Annotated in this window: 16 protein-coding genes; 5 read left to right on the top strand and 11 right to left on the bottom strand. The window is 40.7% G+C overall.

Going from position 1 to position 16,656, the window contains the following annotated elements; genetic code table 11:
- Window positions 1–88 precede the first annotated feature (88 nt).
- Window positions 89–1,996, bottom strand: a complete 1,908-nt coding sequence (gene mnmG / locus RWS24_RS02690) for a tRNA uridine-5-carboxymethylaminomethyl(34) synthesis enzyme MnmG (RefSeq protein WP_314365133.1) — start codon at window positions 1,994–1,996, stop codon at window positions 89–91.
- A gap of 137 nt (window positions 1,997–2,133) precedes the next feature.
- Window positions 2,134–3,255, bottom strand: coding sequence for a tRNA 2-thiouridine(34) synthase MnmA (gene mnmA / locus RWS24_RS02685; RefSeq protein ID WP_314365131.1), 1,122 nt, complete (start codon window positions 3,253–3,255; stop codon window positions 2,134–2,136).
- 298 nt (window positions 3,256–3,553) lie between these two features.
- Between mnmA and sdaAB the strand changes: the two genes are divergently transcribed.
- Genes sdaAB through RWS24_RS02670 form a run of 3 tightly spaced genes read left to right on the top strand, consistent with a single transcriptional unit; the run spans window position 3,554 to window position 5,805 of the window.
- Window positions 3,554–4,225, top strand: coding sequence for an L-serine ammonia-lyase, iron-sulfur-dependent subunit beta (gene sdaAB, locus RWS24_RS02680; RefSeq protein ID WP_125402680.1), 672 nt, complete (start codon window positions 3,554–3,556; stop codon window positions 4,223–4,225).
- Between the two features lie 8 nt (window positions 4,226–4,233).
- Window positions 4,234–5,106, top strand: coding sequence for an L-serine ammonia-lyase, iron-sulfur-dependent, subunit alpha (gene sdaAA / locus RWS24_RS02675; RefSeq protein WP_002899542.1), 873 nt, complete (start codon window positions 4,234–4,236; stop codon window positions 5,104–5,106).
- A 51-nt stretch (window positions 5,107–5,157) separates the two neighbouring features.
- Window positions 5,158–5,805, top strand: coding sequence for an HAD family hydrolase (locus tag RWS24_RS02670; RefSeq protein WP_314365127.1), 648 nt, complete (start codon window positions 5,158–5,160; stop codon window positions 5,803–5,805).
- A 135-nt stretch (window positions 5,806–5,940) separates the two neighbouring features.
- Here the strand turns inward: RWS24_RS02670 and RWS24_RS02665 are convergent, their stop codons facing one another.
- The 8 genes from RWS24_RS02665 to yfmF form a co-directional block, all read right to left on the bottom strand.
- Window positions 5,941–6,531 carry a LysM peptidoglycan-binding domain-containing protein gene (locus RWS24_RS02665; protein ID WP_002894257.1) on the bottom strand — a complete coding sequence of 197 codons (591 nt, stop codon included), beginning with the start codon at window positions 6,529–6,531 and terminating at the stop codon, window positions 5,941–5,943.
- 210 nt (window positions 6,532–6,741) lie between these two features.
- The gene (locus tag RWS24_RS02660) at window positions 6,742–7,536 is read right to left on the bottom strand and encodes an energy-coupling factor transporter transmembrane protein EcfT (protein ID WP_002905670.1); all 795 of its coding nucleotides are present in this window, start codon (window positions 7,534–7,536) and stop codon (window positions 6,742–6,744) included.
- The gene (locus tag RWS24_RS02655) at window positions 7,529–8,368 is read right to left on the bottom strand and encodes an energy-coupling factor ABC transporter ATP-binding protein (protein ID WP_314365124.1); all 840 of its coding nucleotides are present in this window, start codon (window positions 8,366–8,368) and stop codon (window positions 7,529–7,531) included. The genes RWS24_RS02660 and RWS24_RS02655 overlap by 8 nt, the downstream gene beginning before the upstream one ends.
- A complete protein-coding gene (locus tag RWS24_RS02650) occupies window positions 8,344–9,180 on the bottom strand; it encodes an energy-coupling factor ABC transporter ATP-binding protein (protein WP_314365122.1) in 837 nt (278 codons plus the stop codon). The genes RWS24_RS02655 and RWS24_RS02650 overlap by 25 nt, the downstream gene beginning before the upstream one ends.
- A 1-nt stretch (window position 9,181) precedes the next feature.
- The gene (gene pgsA / locus RWS24_RS02645) at window positions 9,182–9,721 is read right to left on the bottom strand and encodes a CDP-diacylglycerol--glycerol-3-phosphate 3-phosphatidyltransferase (RefSeq protein ID WP_125382957.1); all 540 of its coding nucleotides are present in this window, start codon (window positions 9,719–9,721) and stop codon (window positions 9,182–9,184) included.
- Window positions 9,722–9,737: 16 nt separating this feature from the next.
- Complete coding sequence (gene rodZ / locus RWS24_RS02640; protein ID WP_149566286.1) at window positions 9,738–10,592, bottom strand: cytoskeleton protein RodZ; 855 nt, start codon at window positions 10,590–10,592, stop codon at window positions 9,738–9,740.
- A gap of 33 nt (window positions 10,593–10,625) precedes the next feature.
- Entirely contained in the window at window positions 10,626–11,921 is a 1,296-nt protein-coding gene (gene yfmH / locus RWS24_RS02635) for an EF-P 5-aminopentanol modification-associated protein YfmH (protein WP_314365117.1), read from the bottom strand.
- A complete protein-coding gene (gene yfmF, locus RWS24_RS02630; RefSeq protein WP_314365115.1) occupies window positions 11,921–13,168 on the bottom strand; it encodes an EF-P 5-aminopentanol modification-associated protein YfmF in 1,248 nt (415 codons plus the stop codon). Before yfmF ends, yfmH begins: the two co-directional genes overlap by 1 nt.
- A 187-nt stretch (window positions 13,169–13,355) precedes the next feature.
- On the opposite strand from yfmF, the gene yaaA reads away from it, so the two are divergent.
- Window positions 13,356–13,754, top strand: coding sequence for a S4 domain-containing protein YaaA (gene yaaA, locus RWS24_RS02625; RefSeq protein WP_314365112.1), 399 nt, complete (start codon window positions 13,356–13,358; stop codon window positions 13,752–13,754).
- Between the two features lie 2 nt (window positions 13,755–13,756).
- Complete coding sequence (gene recF, locus RWS24_RS02620) at window positions 13,757–14,851, top strand: DNA replication/repair protein RecF (RefSeq protein ID WP_314365111.1); 1,095 nt, start codon at window positions 13,757–13,759, stop codon at window positions 14,849–14,851.
- A gap of 182 nt (window positions 14,852–15,033) precedes the next feature.
- On the opposite strand, the gene guaB is transcribed toward recF, so the two are convergent.
- Complete coding sequence (guaB, locus tag RWS24_RS02615; RefSeq protein WP_002910933.1) at window positions 15,034–16,515, bottom strand: IMP dehydrogenase; 1,482 nt, start codon at window positions 16,513–16,515, stop codon at window positions 15,034–15,036.
- Window positions 16,516–16,656 lie beyond the last annotated feature (141 nt).

The raw sequence follows: 16,656 nt of genomic DNA, 5'->3' as shown, positions 1-16,656 counted from the left end.
AGTCTTTCAAAGTTTACAAATTTGTAAACCTATTGTAAATTTACACAAAAAGGCTGCTTCCCAAAGGAAACTAAGCCTTTTACAAGAGTTACTTCGCTTGATTTTTAGAAATACTTCTAGATTTGCCTTCTAAGTAAACCATCAAAATAGAAATATCTGCTGGATTGACACCAGAAATACGACTTGCCTGACCAATCGTTTCTGGATTGATTTTCTTGAACTTTTGCCGCGCTTCAGTCGCAATCGAGTCAATATCATCCCAATCAATGTTAGCTGGAATCCGCTTCTCTTCCATGCGCTTCATCTTTTCAACCTGATCGAGAGCTTTAGAAATATAGCCTTCGTACTTAATCTCTGTCTCAATTAGCTCGATAATCTTTTCATCAAGCTCCTCTGCCGCCGGACCAATGAACTGAACTACATCTTGGTAAGATACTTCCGGACGCCGCATAAATTCTTTGGCAGTCACTGCATCCGTCAGAGGCTTAAAGCCAAGCGCTTCTACCTTAGCGTTTGTTTCCTTAATAGGCTTTAGTTTGATAGATTCCAAACGCTTCATCTCGTTGTTAAATTGATTCTTTTTAATCTCGAAACGAGCCCAGCGCTCATCATCTACCAGACCAATTTCTCGTCCCATCTCTGTCAAACGCATATCTGCATTGTCATGGCGGAGAATCAAACGGTACTCAGCTCGGCTAGTCAAGAGGCGATAAGGTTCTACGGTCCCCTTGGTCACCAAATCATCAATCATGACTCCAATGTAACCATCACTGCGCTTCAAGATCAACTCCGGCTTACCTTGGATTTTCAAGGCCGCATTAATCCCAGCGATAATCCCTTGACCTGCAGCTTCTTCATAACCAGATGTTCCATTGGTCTGCCCTGCTGTAAAGAGTCCTGAAATTTTCTTGGTTTCTAAGGTTGCCCGCAACTGGTGGGGCATAATCATATCGTACTCAATGGCATAGCCTGTCCGCATCATCTCAGCATTTTCTAGACCCTTGATAGAGTGAACCAAGTCCTTCTGTACATCTTCTGGCAAACTGGTTGACAGCCCCTGTACATAAACTTCTTCTGTATCACGACCCTCAGGCTCTAAGAAAAGCTGGTGGCGTTCCTTGTCTGCAAAACGGACAATCTTATCCTCTATAGACGGGCAATAGCGTGGCCCCACTCCCTTAACGATACCTGAAAACATAGGAGCCCGGTGCAGGTTATTTTGGATAATTTCGTGACTTTCCGCATTGGTATAAGTCAACCAGCAAGGCACTTGATCTTTCACATAGTCCTCATCACGAGAAGTGTAAGAGAAATGATTGGCCTTTTCATCACCTGGCTGAATTTCAGTCACATCATAATTGATAGATGATGCCTTGACACGCGGTGGCGTTCCTGTCTTAAAACGACCAATTTCAAAACCTAGATCACGCAGATTATCAGCTAAAGGAATGGCTGCTAGACTGTGATTAGGGCCAGATGAATACTTGAGATCACCAATGATAATTTCTCCCCGCAAGGCTGTTCCAGTCGTAACAATGACGGCTTTAGCCGCATACTCCTGATGGGTCGCTGTCTTAACCCCAATGACCTTACCATCTTCTACCAAGATTTCATTAATCATGGTTTGCCGTAGAGTCAGATTTTCTTGATTTTCAACAGTCTTCCGCATTTCTTTGGAATAAAGTTCTTTATCCGCCTGCGCCCGAAGAGCTCGAACAGCAGGTCCTTTGCCTGTATTGAGCATTTTCATCTGGATATAGCTCTTGTCAATATTCTTGGCCATCTCTCCGCCCAAAGCATCTACTTCACGAACGACAATGCCTTTTGCAGATCCTCCGATAGATGGATTGCAGGGCATAAAAGCCAGCATCTCAATATTGATGGTTGCCAAAAGAACCTTACAACCCATTCGACTAGCAGCAAGCGATGCCTCAACCCCAGCATGCCCTGCTCCAATCACGATAATATCATAACTTTCAGTAAAATTGTGTGACATTTCTTTTTCCTTCATTTTTTCACCAAAAAAGGCCAAGTCTCTAGAAGTGCAGGACAAAAAAGCCTGCAACATCCATGAGCTTTGACCATCATAGGTATTGCTTATCTTATTTTAGCAGATTGAGCTGAATTGTCAATCTAAATGTACTGCAAGACTTGACCATTCTTATAAGCTCTGTCAATCAAGCCACCACCTAAGCACTCATCGCCATCATAAAAGACAACTGCTTGACCTGGAGTAACAGCCCTTTGAGGCTGATCAAAGTTGACAACTGCCTTGTCACCCTTTACAGTAACTGTCACTTTGGAATCAGGCTGACGATAACGGAACTTAGCTGTACATTCTATAGTAAATTCTTCTGGCATTTCTTTTGTAAAATGAACCTGACTAGCGTCAAGGCTGGTTGACATCAAATTGTCATGGTAAAAGCCCTGACCGACATAAAGAATATTTTGGCTGAGATCTTTTCCAACCACAAACCAAGGCTCATTATCTCCCCCGTGCTGACCACCAATTCCAAGACCACCTCGCTGGCCAATAGTATAATACATCAAGCCAGCATGCTGGCCCATATCTCGGCCTTCCAAGGTCATCATGCGCCCCAGCTGGGCTGGTAAATATTGACTCAGAAATTCTTTAAAATTCTTCTCACCAATGAAGCAAATACCTGTCGAGTCTTTTTTCTTAGCTGTAGCTAAACCAGCTCTTTCAGCAATTGCTCGAACTTCTGGCTTTTCTAAATGACCCAGAGGAAACATAGTCTTTTGCAGTTGTTCCTGTGATAGTTGGCTTAGGAAGTAAGTCTGATCCTTATTATTGTCCTTGCCACGCAGCATGTGAACCACGCCTTCTTGGTCTCTCTTCACCTGAGCATAGTGACCCGTTGCAACATAATCTGCACCCAGTGTCAAGGCATAGTCAAGGAAGGCTTTAAACTTGATTTCCTTGTTACACATAACATCTGGGTTCGGAGTCCTACCAGCTCGGTATTCCGCCAAGAAGTATTCAAAAACGCGATCCCAGTACTCTTTTTCAAAGTTGACAGAGTAGTAAGGAATGCCAATCTGGTCTGCAACAGCTGCTACATCCTTGTAGTCCTCTGTGGCTGTGCAGACACCAAATTCATCTGTGTCGTCCCAGTTTTTCATGAAGATGCCAATTACATCGTAACCTTGCTCTTTCAAGAGCAAGGCAGTTACTGATGAATCAACACCTCCGCTCATACCAACAACGACACGAATCTTAGAGTTATCACTCATTGTGTTCTCCCATCTTTTCGTTATTTCACGATTGAAGGTCGTGCTGTGCTTTCAACGATTGAAGGTCGCTTGAGCAAGGCCTATTATAGCATGAAAGGCCTAGGAAAACAAATCAGAAATTCAACTAGAATTATCAACTGTAAAGAATGTTTACAAAGTTGTAAATTCATTGATTTTCTCGTTTACTTTCCTATCTAATGAAATTTTATAATCTCCACTTTTAATTCATTTAAAAAATCAGCAGAAAGCCCTTAACTTTGTTATAATGAAAATAATAAATAAGCTGCAAGGAGAAATCATGACTTCACTAAGATTTCAATCTGTTTTTGATATTATCGGACCTGTGATGATAGGTCCATCAAGCAGCCATACGGCAGGCGCAGTCCGTATTGGAAAAATTGTCTCCTCCATTTTTAACGATGAGCCTACGGAAGTAGAATTCCAGCTCTTTAACTCTTTTGCCAAAACTTACCGAGGTCACGGAACTGACTTGGCTCTTGTAGCAGGGATTTTAGGTATGGATACAGATGATCCAGAGATTCCTAACAGTCTTGAAATCGCCCATAAACGCGGTATCAAGATTGTCTGGACGATTCAAAAAGATAGCAATGCTCCCCACCCAAATACGACAAAGATTACAATCAAAAATGACCATAAAACAATCAGTGTGACTGGAGTCTCTATTGGTGGCGGCAACATTCAAGTAACGGAGTTGAATGGCTTTTCAGTATCTCTGAGCATGAATACTCCGACCATCATTATTGTCCACCAGGATGTCCCAGGTATGATTGCCCATGTCACCGAAGCTCTGTCACGCTACAATATCAATATAGCACAGATGAATGTCACCCGTGAGAAGGCTGGGGAAAAAGCGATTATGATTATTGAAGTTGACAGCCGCAGCTGTGAGGAAGCCATCAACGAAATTCGCAATATTCCTCATCTGCACAATGTGAATTTCTTTAAATAGGAGAAAATATGTTTTATTCCATCAAAGAATTGGTAGAGCAAGCTGACTTGGATTACCAAGGAAATGTTGCTGAATTGATGATTGCTACCGAGTATGAATTGACTGGTCGTGAAAGAGATGAAGTCCTGCGGTTGATGCATCGCAATCTGGAAGTCATGAAAGCCTCTGTCCTTCTTGGACTCGATGAGAGCAAGTCTCGCAGCGGATTGACTGGCGGAGACGCAGCAAAACTTGACCACTATATCCAGTCAGGAAAGGCTTTATCAGACCACACTGTGCTGACTGCTGCAAAAAATGCTATTGCTGTCAATGAGCATAATGCTAAAATGGGCTTGGTTTGTGCAACACCTACTGCCGGCAGCGCTGGCTGTCTGCCAGCTGTTCTTACATCTGCCATTGAAAAATTAGGACTCTCAGAAGAAGAACAGCTAAACTTTCTATTAGCCGCAGGTGCTTTCGGCCTCGTCATTGCCAATAACGCCTCAATTTCGGGTGCTGAAGGTGGCTGTCAAGCTGAGGTCGGCTCCGCTTCTGCTATGAGTGCAGCTGCTTTAGTTCTAGCTGCTGGAGGTTCACCTTTTCAAGCCAGTCAAGCTATTTGTTTTGTCATCAAAAATATGCTGGGTTTGATTTGCGATCCAGTAGCTGGTCTAGTGGAGGTGCCTTGTGTCAAGCGAAATGCCATGGGAGCCAGTTACGCCTTTATTGCAGCTGATATGGCTCTTGCGGGAATCGAGTCTAAAATTCCTGTTGACGAAGTCATTGACGCCATGTATCAAGTTGGGTCAAGTCTGCCTACTGCTTTCAGAGAAACAGCTGAAGGCGGTCTAGCTACAACACCTACAGGACGCAGACTTTCAAAAGAAATCTTTGGAGAATAACTTTGACAAATTTGTCAAGTAGATTTACTAGATAGTAAACAAGGAGACAAGATGAATCATTTGAAATATATCTTCTTTGATTTGGATGGAACTTTAGTTGACAGTTCAAAGGGCATCCAAGAATCTTTTGAATACAGCTTCAAACAACTTGGAAAAGTGTGCCCTGAAGAAAGTATTATCAAAAGTTTTATGGGGCCGCCTCTGGAAGTAAGCTTCGCCTCCGTTCTTGAAGAAAGGCAAGTTCCAGAAGCGATTAACTATTATCGTAGCTTCTATAAGGAAAAAGGCATCTGGGGCGTTCGCCTCTATGAAGGGATACCAGAATTACTGACACAGTTAAAAGAAGCTGGTTATAAAATTTATGTAACAACGAGTAAGAATCAACCCACAGCACAAGATTTATTAGCAAATCTAGCTATCTCTGAGCAATTTGATGATATTTTTGGCTCACTGCCAGATTCATTTCACAAAGCAGATGTTCTGCGCCGAGCTCTGCAAACACTAGATGCAAATCCAGAAGAAACCATAATTATAGGTGATACAAAGTTTGATATAATTGGCGGTAAAGAAGTAGGAATCTCAACTCTAGGAGTCCTTTGGGGCTTTGGCAGCCAAAGAGAGTTACTAGAAAATGGAGCAGATTTGCTGGCTAATTCTCCCAAGCACATTTTAAAAATATTGAAAGAGCACTTTTCATAACTTTACATAGCTGTCAATCTAGATAAGATTGTTATCTTTAAATCTTTATCTACACTACCATTTTCTGCTTATAAATTGTCAATTTTATGTAAACTAAAAAAAACACAGGGATTCTGTGGTTTTTTTAGTTTTATCTTAGTAACCCCAAGCTGAAAGTCCTTGAGCACTGTAGGCACTATATGCTGATTGAATTTGATCATCAACAGTAGCTGTTGATCCCCAACCTGGCATCGTTTGGAAAAGACCACTAGCACCTGAAGGGTTGTAAGCATCTACTTGACCATTTGATTCACGGGCAATAATAGCTTCCCAAGTTGATGCAGGAACACCTGTCATTTCTGCCATACGTGATGCTGCATAAGAACCAGTTGCACCAGCGGTATTACCATTGCTAAGTACAAGGCCTCCTGAAGTTGCTGCTGAATTAGCTGTTGCTGCAGGTGCTGCATAATTATTTACGGGAGTTGCAGTTGCTGCTACGCTTGTTTCAGACGTTTTGGCACTATTTCCAAGTTCCAAGATTTGACCAACACGGATGTGATTTGGATCTGCAATCTTGTTTAACTCTACTAATTTCTCAAGAGTTGTATTTTTTTCGTTAGCAATAGCTGATAAAGTATCACCGGCTTCAACTGTATAGGTCTCAGCATTTGCAATACCTGAAACCAAGAAAGCCGCTGCAGCGACTGCACCTGTTAAAGTCCATTTTGCTGTTTTTTTGTTCATTAAAATGTAATTCTCCTTTCGGTGATAATACTATCTTACACATAAAATATTACCAAAAAGTTACATTAACAAGTCAAACGTTACAATAACATTTAGTTTAGACGTTAAAAACAGACTTTTACAGCTTTTTTGCCAAATATTTTCTTTGATCAAGCAAAAAATAGACAAGTTTAACTTATACTATTCTCTAAAAACTCTTTAAACAGCAGGTCAGTTTTTCAATATATAAAGCAGAATGCCTAATATAAGTAAGCTAATAATAGCCAAGCTGTCATTTCTTTTCCATGCCAAGCGGCGAAAACGTGTCCGACCTTCACCTCCATTATAGCCACGCGCTTCCATGGCAATTGCTAGAGCATCTGCCCTTTTAAAACTAGAAGCAAACAAAGGGATTAGAATGGGAATAATAGATTTAACCTTTTGAACAAGCTTTCCCTCGCCAAAGTCAACACCACGCGCCCTCTGGGCGTTCATAATCCGAGTAGTATCATCCATCAAAGTTGGAACGAAGCGCAGGCTCATAGAGAGCATCAGACCAATCTCATGTGCTGGCACCTTGAAAACCTTCAGAGGCTTCAGCAAAGACTCCACAGCATCAGACAAGCTTAAGGGTGTCGTTGTCAGAGTCAGAAGAGTAGAAAAGAAAATAATCAGAATAAAGCGGCTAAAAATAATGCCAGCCTGTGACAGTCCTAGTTCTGTAATTCTGACAAAAGCGAATCGAAAGATTGTGGCCCCTCCCGAGGTCAAAAATAGCTGGAACAAGGTAGTAAAAGCTATGATAAAAACCATGGACTGGATACCCTTTAAAAAGAACTTCAAAGGAACCTTGGACAGCAAGACCAAACTAAAAACGAAAACAAACAGCAGCAGATTGGTCACAAGATTATTAGCCCAGAAAATTAATAGAATAAAAAGAAACATCGCTAGCAACTTGCTCCGCGGATCCAAACGATGAATAATTGAATTTCCGGGAATATAGCGACCTAAAATCAACTTATCCATGCAAGATCTCCTTGAATTCTTCAATTGTAATAGGATAGTGCGAGAAAGTCAACCCCTTCTCCGCCAATTCGTGAGCAAATTTTGTAATCTTAGGAACACCCAATTGAATACTCTCCATAAAATCAAGATCTTGAAAGACCTGAGCAGGCTGACCGCTCTTGACTACTCTGCCCTTATCTAAAACATAGACTGTATCAGCAAAGTTGGCTACATCATCCATTAGGTGTGTTACCAAAACAATGGTCATACCTGCACGATGCAGCTCTTCAAAGAGCCTCATCAGTTCTTTTCGACCAAATGGATCAAGTCCTGCTGTCGGCTCATCCAAAACCAAGATATCGGGCTCCATGGCTAGTATACCAGCGATGGCTACCCTACGCATCTGGCCACCAGAAAGTTCGAAAGGACTGCGATTGAACAAATCCTCAGAAATTCCGACTAAGTGCAGCTTTTCACGCGCCAAAGCTTCCGCTTCTTCCTTAGAAACACCAAAATTCTGAGGACCAAAGGCCACATCTTTCAAAACTGTTTCATCAAAAACTTGACTTTCCGGAAATTGAAAGACTAGACCGACCTTCTTGCGCACCTGTTTAATGTCTTTATTGACAGAATCAGCCGTGATGACTGTACTGCCTACTTCAACACTGCCTTGATTGGGAACTAGTAAGCCATTTAAAAGCTGGAGAATGGTTGACTTACCGCTGCCAGTATGGCCGATAAGAGCGGTATAGCTGCCGGATTTTATCTCCAAATCCACTCCAAAAAGCGCTGGTCCCTCAAAAGGAGTGCCAGCTTGATAAGTATAACTTACATTTTTGAGAGTAATGCCCATAGTTGATCCTGCAATTCTTTTTCTGTTAAGTAAGAGTCTGGCAGAGAAAGCCCAGACTGACGCAAAGCCGCCTTTACCTGATTAACAAATGGCTGATCCAATCCTAGCTCTTCCAAATCTTCTCGAGAAAAAAGTTCTCTCGGGGTAGCGGTAGACTCAACCTGACCCTCTTTCATAACCAAAACACGGTCGCTTAAGGCTATTTCATCCAGGTCATGAGTGATAGAAATGACGGTCAGCTGATTACTATCTTTAATTTTTTTCACGGTCTGAATAAGATCCAAACGTCCCTCTGGATCCAGCATACTAGTTGCTTCATCCAAAATAATAATATCCGGTCTCAGAGCTACTACACCTGCAACAGCTACCCGCTGTTTCTGGCCTCCAGAAAGACGAGCTGGTTCACGCTCCTTAAAATCCTGCATGCCGACAAGCTCTAATGCCTGCTGGACTCGCTCTACCATCAGATTATAGTCCAACCCTTGATTTTCCAAACCAAAGGCTACATCGTCTTCTACAGTTGCTCCAACAAACTGATTATCTGGATTTTGGAATACCATACCAATCTGTCGACGCTTTTCCCAGACGTTTTCAGCTGTTAGCTTATCGCCTGAGATAATAATATCTCCGCTTTCCGCTTCTAAAAGACCGTCAATCAAACGAACAGTGGTTGATTTTCCACTGCCATTATGACCGACAATAGACAGCCATTCTCCTTTTTTTACCTGAAAGGAGACATCGTTTAAAGTGTAATTCTCAGACTCACTATCGTATTTGTACTTAAGATTTCTTACTTCGATGATATTTTCCATATTATTTAAAAGTATCTTTAAAGAGATAGGCACTTCCCTTGAAGTAGTCATATCCAGAATAAATCGTAAAGATTAAAGCGATATACAGAAGGATTTGCCCTAAGAGAGTCCAATGAATCAGTAGAAAAATAATAGCAAACATCTGCGTGAAGGTCTTGATTTTACCAGGCATAGCAGCCGCCAAGACTGTACCGCCTGTTTCCACTAAAAGCAAGCGTAGACCTGTTACTGCCAATTCCCGGCAAATAATAATAGCCACAACCCAGGCAGGAGCCATTTTCATCTCAATCAACATGATAAAGGCAGACATCACTAAAAGCTTATCAGCCATGGGATCAGCAAATTTACCAAAATTTGTTACCACTTCCCACTTTCGAGCCAAATAACCATCTAGATAATCAGTTATACTAGCAAAAGCAAAGATAAAAGCTGCCAAAATATGCATGATGGAAGAATGACCGAATGTTAAAATCACAACAAATACAGGGATTAAAGCAATCCTGACAAGAGTTAAGGCGTTTGGAATATTTTCTTTTTTCATGGGATTCCCTTCGTTTCTATCCTTTCGTAATGTTCAAACTAATGGTTCCACTATCACTAGTCAAAGCCGAAGTATCTAGTTTTTGTCCCTCTATCGTTACAGTTGCCCCTTTAACAGGTGCTAACGTAATAAGATACTTATTGCCTGGCTCAAGAGCAACCGTCTGGCTTGATTTTTCAGGAGATAAGGTGATACCTTCGGCTAGTTCTGAATCGCTTATGCTTACCAAATTGGTCGTTTGCTCCACAGAAACGGTCACTTTGACAGGCTGACTTGCTCCGCTATACTCAGCAATCAAATTATCTCCGCTTCCACCAACTGTCAACTTGCTAGCCGAGGAAGAAACTGACTTAGAATCAGCCGAAGAAAAGGAACCCATCTGACTATTAGTACTTGTAGAAGACACCAGACTATAATTGCTGTTAGATGCTTTGAAACTTACCGAATTAGTGTGAGCATAGCTCCAGATATAGTATGCCACGAAAGCAGCAATAGCTGAAGCCAACAAGAGAAAATAGAACAAGGGCAGAAAAGAGCTTTTATTTTTATTTTTTCTGCTCCTGAATTCCTCATCTGCTGCCAGTGCCACTTCATCAAAGACAATCATCTCACCAGCTTCGTAAGCCTCCAGAATAATGGATTCATCCAAATCTACAGCCCAAGCATATTTCCGCAAGAAGCTGCGGGCATAGAAAGGACTAGGAAGCAAATCATAGTCATTCCGTTCCAGCGCTTCCAACAAATCCTGCTGGATATCTGTCTTTTTTGACAGTTCCTCTAAGCTCAGCCCTTGATTGGTCCGGGCAAGTTTCAACACTTCTCCTATCGTTTTTTTTCTCATACGTACTTTTCCCTTATTTCTATTTTTCACTATTTTAACAAAATTTTAAAAACGATTCTGGAATTATTTTGGAAAAATAGTAAAATCTGTCATATCACACTGATTGATAAATCGATGACCTAGTTTTATCACATCATTCAGGCTGATATCCTGTAAAATTTTCGGCAAATCAAACAAATTCTCACCCGTCAAATGCGGTTCATATTGGGTTGCAATATACTCAAGCGAGTTTAAACCGTGCAGAAAATCACCAAACATCTCACTTTTAATCGTATCCAAATGCTCTTCTGTCACATCCGGATCCTTATCAAAATTCTTGATGGCTGAGCGAAATTGATGAGAAAGTCCCACCGGCTCCTGAGTATCCATCGTCAGCATGACAAAGTGAAAATCTTTTTCTACTTCCACTTCCAGCGTTAAAGAATTATCCATTTTTCCACTTTCATAGAGGGACTGGAAACGCTTGGAAGTCCAGCCAAACATCATGGCAAATAAGAGTTTCAAAGTGATTTTATAGCGATACAACTCCGATTCATCAACAAAATCTGTACCTCGAATCCCAACTGCCAGTTTTGGACTAGCCACCTCCATTCGGTAGGTATCCGTTGACACCACTGGGTGAAGGCTAACAGGAATTTTTTCAATAGGTTCCGAACTCCCAGCAAAAACTAGTTTTTCCTGCTGCTCAGCAATCTCAGCAGCTATCTGTTCCAAATCGAAATTACCAATAACAAACAAAGTCATATTAGAAGGATGATAAAAGTTACTGAAATTTTCCTTTAAATTTTCGACGGTAATCTCAGAGATAGACTCTTTCGTTCCTGCAATGTCTTCTGCCAGAGGTGTTTGAGGATAGAGATTGGCCAAGGCTCCAAAAAAGAGACGATAATCTGGATTATCCTGATACATTTCAATTTCTTGACCGATAATATCCTGTTCCCGCAAAATGGATTCTTTTGTGAAATCAGCCCGATGCACAAGTTCTTGCAAAAGTTGGAGGTTTTCTGAAATGTTATCCGTTGCAGAAAATAAATAGCTAGTCCGAGTAAAGCTTGTAAAGGCATTGCTCTCAGCCCCTAGCTTAGTAAATTCCAGCAGCAAATCCTTTCCCTGCCGGCCTTCAAAAAGCTTATGTTCCAAAAAATGAGCTATTCCAGCCGGATATTGAGTGACCTGCTTGGTTTCACGTGAAACAATCCCTGTATCCACTGAACCAAAATTAGTTGAGATAATCCCATAAGTTTCATTAAAATCATTTTTAGGCAGAAGAAAAACACGTAAACCATTTGCTAATACTGTCTGATAAACAGTTTCTCCCACTGCTGAATAATTGATTTTTTCTAGCACTTCTCCCTGCATTATTTTCCTTCCATAAAGTAAATAGCTTGTAATTTTAAGAGACCAGCTGCTTTGATAATATCATCCTTACGAACCTGTTCCAAAGCTTCCAGCCAAGCTTCAAGAGATAAGAATTTTTTCCCTAAAACAGAAGCCATATAAGCTCTCTCTAAGATTGTATTCTGTCGATCCTGAGCTAACAACACTGAAGTTCTCAGCATTTTCTTGGTTTGATTCAGTTCTTCCAGACTAAAATTCCCACGCTTCAAATCAACAATCTGTCGGTTGATTAAAGCAACTGTTCTGGTCCGATTACTGCGGTCAATACCAGCGTAAATCCGCATCATTCCTGAAAAAATATCAAAATTGCTAGAAATTGTATAAGCCAGCCCTTCCTTTTCACGAAGATTGACAAATAATTTTGAATGGGCAAAGCCACCTAGCAAAGCATTTAAAACAACTAAAGGCAAGTGCTCACTCTCTCCGTACTGAATAGGGAAGTGATAAGCCAACTCAATAATTGACTGATGGACATCTTTCTGCTCCAGTCCTTCTCGCAAAACATTGGAATATTCTTGCTGATGAACTAACTGAAGTTCTTGCTGGCGAGGTGCAAAATTGAAAGATTGAATTTTCTCCCGAACAGCCACTTCATTAAAGTCCCCAATAAAGAAAAAGTCAATCTGATTTTCCTGAAGCATCTGCTGAAAAGCAACAAAACTGCTTGCAGCTGTCTCTTTCTGGATTAATTCAATCGTCCCAACACGAGGCATCTGCATTTCCTCTTCTTCATAAAAGAGTTTGTCTAATTCTCGATGAGCATGATAAAAATGATTCTCAATTTCTGCTTCCAAATCATTCAAGATATTTTTCTTCTCAATTTCAAAAGCAGATTCATCAAAAGCGTCCTGACTTACCAATGGAGAAAACAAGCTAGCTTTCAAAAAATCAAGCATGGCATCAGTCAGGACATTTTTGCGACTCAAAAATTTATCCCGCACAAAAGAAAGATTGATATCTAAATAATGGACCAATCCTCTCCTTGAAAGACTCGTAGAATAATCAGCACCATACAAATTGGCCAAACGCTCCCTGAAGGCCTGCGAAGTAGGATAAACTGCATTGACAGTTTCTAGCATGCTGGCTGTTAAAACCCGACCAGCTACTGTTTCTTTGGACATAGGCGCTGAAAAACGAACCCTAATTTTGTTTGTTTTAAATTTTTCTGATTGAATAAAATGGAGACGAACTCCTTTAGTGATTTCCATGACGCCCCTCATACTGAATAATATAGACTACTATTATATCATGAAATGCCTCTGATTTGTTTGTTCTACCAAGCTTTTTGCTGATTAAAACGTTTTCTGATAACAGGAGAAAATTTCCACTTTTATCCAAAGCACCTCAGCACTTTTTACTAACAAATATGGTATAATGACAGGGTTGAGGTGAAATATGGAATATAAATTATTTGATGACTACATCACGCTACAAGCACTTTTAAAAGAAACAGGAATTATCCAAAGCGGCGGAGCAATTAAAACATTTCTAAGTGAATATCCAGTTCTTTTTAACGGTGAGCGAGAAAACCGCCGGGGAAAAAAACTCCGTGTCAATGACACGATTTCCCTTCCCAAGCAAGGAATTGAAATTAATCTGACAGGTCCTAGTCAAGAAGAAATTCTGCAACACCAAAAAGAAATCGCAGAAAAAAAACGAGTTGCTGAACTTGTCAAAGCCATGAACAAGGATTTAAAAAAATCGCAGACTTCTAAAAAAGAAAAGCGTAGGAATACAGGGGTACCTAAAAAGCAGAAAACTACTAAAAGCCCTGTTCGCTTCCCTGGTATCTAATCATGTGGCTGCAATCATTAAAAATCAAGCATTTCCGAAATTATCAGGAAGCTGATATTGACTTCCATCCTGGCTTAAATGTCTTTCTAGGCCAGAACGCACAAGGTAAAACCAATATTTTAGAAGCTGTTTATTTCCTAGCCTTAACAAGAAGCCACCGTACACGCTCAGATAAGGATCTGATTCATTTTACAGAAAATGACCTCCTTGTTTCTGGCATCTTAGAAAAAAAGACTGGTAAAGTCCCCCTTGACATTAACTTGACACCAAAAGGTCGCATCACAAAAGTCAATCACTTGAAACAAAGTAAATTATCAGACTATATTGGAACTATGAATGTTGTCCTGTTTGCTCCTGAAGATTTACAGTTGATTAAAGGCTCTCCCAGTCTACGCCGTAAATTTATAGACATTGAACTTGGACAAATCAAGCCTGTCTATCTATCCGATTTATCCAATTACAACCATGTTCTCAAGCAACGCAATGCCTATCTGAAAGCTAATGACAAAGTTGATGAAACCTTCTTGACTGTCCTTGATGAGCAGCTAGTTGACTATGGCTGTCGTGTCATAAGGCATCGGTTGGATTTTTTGCAAAAATTAGAAATCTTTGCTCAAGACAAGCACTGGGACATCTCTCAAAATTTGGAAGAATTGACTGTCAAGTATCTGTCATCTATACCTTTACACCAAATTGACAATTTAGAAGAAACTTACCGTTCTTCCTTATTAAGCAGCCGTAAACGCGACCTATTCAAAAAAAATACAGGTGTTGGTCCCCATCGTGATGATATTGCTTTTTTTATCAACCAGATGGATGCCAACTTTGGTAGTCAAGGTCAGCATCGCAGTCTTGTTTTATCACTAAAACTAGCTGAAATCAAGTTAATAGAAAGCATTACAAAGGAGACCCCTATTTTGTTGCTTGACGATGTAATGAGCGAACTTGACAATAACCGTCAACTAAAATTATTAGAAACTATCTCTCAGGATATTCAAACTTTCATCACTACAACAACTTTAGAGCATTTAAAAAATCTTCCACAAGATATTAAAATTTTCACCATTCAGCAAGGACAAATCATGTCTCAATCCTAGCATTACATGAGATTTACGTTTTTGTAAATTTCATTTACAAAATATTGCTTATAGTGTAAACGAATTATATCAAATTATTGTTATAACAGCTTTTATAGCCTTTTGAATTGTAAATATATGTCAATTTAAATCGTAAATTTAAAACGAGGTTAGGAAAAATTCCCGACCTCGTTTTATTTTTTTTATTGAACTGAATAGTTAGGGGCTTCATTTGTAATTTGCACATCATGAGGGTGGCTTTCCTTCAATCCAGCGCCACTCATCTCAATAAACTGAGCATTATCGTGAAGTTCTTGCAGATTTGCAGCACCAACATAGCCCATTCCAGAGCGGATACCACCCAGCATCTGGAAGACAATATCTGCAGCAGCTCCCTTGTACGCCACGCGGCCTTCAATTCCTTCTGGAACTAACTTATTAGCTTCATTAACAGACCCTTGGAAGTAACGGTCACTAGAGCCCTTCTTCATAGCGGCGATGGATCCCATACCACGGTAAGTCTTAAATTTCCGACCTTGGAAAATTTCCGTCTCGCCTGGCGCTTCGTCTGTTCCTGCAAACATTGAACCCAGCATAACAGCATTTCCACCTGCAGCCAAGGCCTTAACAATATCTCCAGAATACTTAATCCCACCATCAGCAATGATGGTTTTTCCATATTCACGCGCCACAGCAGCTGCATCATAAATAGCAGTTACTTGAGGAACACCAACACCAGCAATGACACGGGTTGTACAGATAGAGCCTGGGCCAATTCCGACCTTAACAACATCCACACCTGCTTCATAAAGAGCGCGTGCACCTTCAGCAGTTGCAATATTTCCAGCAATCAAGGTGCGATCAGGGAAATGAGCACGAATCTCAGCAATCTTGCGTAAAACTCCAGCTGAGTGGCCATGAGCAGTATCAATAACAATCGCATCTGCACCAGCTTCAAAGAGAGCTTCCGCACGTTCAAAAGTATCTGAAGTAACACCGACAGCACCAGCTACCAAGAGACGGCCAAACTCATCTTTAGCAGCATTTGGAAACTCAATAACCTTTTCAATATCTTTAATGGTAATCAAACCTGAAAGGCAGCCCTTATCGTCAACCAAAGGCAACTTTTCAATCCGGTGCTCCTGTAAAATGCGCTCTGCTGTTCCTAAATCTGTACCAACAGGCGCCGTTACAAGATTCTCACTGGTCATATGACGAGAAATAGGTTGGTCATAGTCAGAAATAAAACGCAAATCACGATTGGTCAAAATCCCTACTAACTTACGATTTTCAAGAGTTTCTACGACAGGAACACCACTGATACGGTAACGTCCCATCAACTCATCTGCTTCAGCAATCGTATGCTCTGGCGTTAGGAAAAAAGGATCAATAATTACGCCATTCTCAGAACGTTTAACCTTTCGAACTTCATCAGCCTGTTGCTCAATAGACATGTTTTTGTGGATAACTCCAAGACCGCCGGCACGGGCAATAGCGATAGCCATCTGACTCTCTGTAACAGTGTCCATGGCAGCAGTAATGATTGGGATATTCAAAGTCAGATTCTCAGCAAGCTTGGTACTCAAATCAGCATCGTTGGGCAGTACATGGCTTTCAGCTGGAATCAGCAGCACATCATCAAAGGTAAAACCTTTTTTCAAAAATTTAGTGTCCCAGTTAGACATCCACAGTTTCCTCTTTTCCTTCTTATTTGAACTAATACCCAAAGAAAATTGAAGTTCAGATTTCTTTGAATAAGAGCTGGTTTTTTTGTTGTTAATATCATACCATTCTATAGGAAATTGTCAATCATTATTAAGCAAAAA

Origin of the sequence: uncultured Streptococcus sp. (genome assembly GCF_963528215.1) — a bacterium.
Lineage (GTDB): Bacteria > Bacillota > Bacilli > Lactobacillales > Streptococcaceae > Streptococcus.
Note: the sequence above shows the minus strand (reverse complement) of the source record. Positions and strands in the feature narration are given on the sequence as shown.